Genomic DNA, 1,457 nt, shown 5'->3' with positions numbered 1-1,457 from the left:
CCTGGCGGAGCCGATCGGCGCGCTGATCGGCTACGTCGCGCTGGCGCGCGTCCTGTCCGAGGCGGTGTTCGGCGCGGTGTTCGGGCTGATCGCCGGGGTGATGGTGTTCCTGGCCCTGGACGAATTGCTGCCGGCCGCCAAGCGCTACGCGCAGGGGCACGAGACGGTGTACGGCCTGGTCGCAGGCATGGCCACGCTGGCGCTCAGCCTGGTGCTGTTCCGCCTGTCCGCGCCGGTCTGATGATGGCGGCCGACGCCGGCTGAACGCGCGCTCGCTGGCCTGCGCGACAGCGCTGCGCAGAAAGGTCGCAGACACCCAAGGCGGCGCATGCTGCGGCCACCTTCGCCCCGCTCGATGAGGTGTCGCATGGATCTCCGTCCCCTGCCCCCGGCCAGGCTGGCCCTGTTCACCGCACTGAGCGTGGTGGCGCTGGGCGCCTGCCAGCGGCAGGACACGCCCACTCCTGCGGCCCAGGCCGATGCGCCCGCCCCGGCCGCGGCACCCGCACCTGCCCCCTATGTGGCCCCGACCGCCGACCAGCTCTATCAACTGGTCGCGCCGATCGCGCTGTTCCCGGACAAGCTGCTGGCGCAGACCCTGGCCGCCTCGGTGTACCCGGACCAGGTGGTGTCCGCGCAGGATTGGCTGCGCAACAACCGTACCCTGTCCGCCACCGACCGCCTGCAGGCGGCCGCGGCGCAACCCTGGGACCCCAGCGTCAAGGCGCTGACCGCCTTCCCCGACGTGGTCGACCAGTTGGCCGGCAACGGCGACTGGACCCGCGCGCTGGGCGACGCCTACGCCCACGATCCCAACCAGGTGCTGGACGCGGTGCAGGTGATGCGCCAGCGCGCGCAGGCGCAGGGCCACCTGCGCAGCACCCCGCAGCAACGCGTGCAGGTGGTGCAGCGCACCGTGGTGGAGCCGGCCCCGGCCTATGCCGACGCGGTGCCGCCGCCGACCCGCACCATCGTCATCGAACCGGCGCAGCCGGACGTGGTCTACGTGCCGCGTTACGACCCCGACGTGGTCTACGGCGCACCGGTCAACGTCTACCGCGAGTACCGCTATCGCCCGCCGCGCCCCTACTACGACACCGGCGACCTGGTCACCGCCGGCATCATCTCCTTCGGCGTCGGCGTGCTGGTCGGCGACGCGCTCGAACACCACCACCACAGCGTGTTCGGCTGGCTGGAACCGGCGCCGCCGTGGCACAGCTGGGGCTGGAACAACTGGGGGGTGAACTGGAACGCGCCGCCGTCGGCGCCGAACTACGTGGTCTACCGCAACAGCGTGTACGCGCCGCGCACCACCATCATCAACAATCACTACGACAACCGCAGCTACGTGCACAACGACTACCGCGGTGCGCCGCCGCCGGTTGCGCCGATGGGCGGTCCGGGCGGGCAGCAGGCCTTCGCTGCCGCGCGTGCGCCGGGGGCCGCGATGGCCGCCG

General features: G+C 72.3%; 1 protein-coding gene and 1 pseudogene. Both read left to right on the top strand.

The genetic code is table 11. The features are described 5' to 3' along the window. Positions 1 to 241, top strand: a pseudogene (locus D180_RS11930) (zinc transporter ZupT); the annotation flags it as partial. 126 nt (positions 242 to 367) lie between these two features. Continuing rightward, the coding region (locus tag D180_RS11925) for a DUF3300 domain-containing protein (RefSeq protein ID WP_017912975.1) at positions 368 to 1,457 on the top strand (1,090 nt) is incomplete at its 3' end.

It is taken from the genome of Xanthomonas sp. SHU 166 (assembly GCF_000364685.1).
In the GTDB taxonomy this organism is placed as follows: domain Bacteria; phylum Pseudomonadota; class Gammaproteobacteria; order Xanthomonadales; family Xanthomonadaceae; genus Xanthomonas_A; species Xanthomonas_A sontii.
Note: the sequence above shows the minus strand (reverse complement) of the source record. Positions and strands in the feature narration are given on the sequence as shown.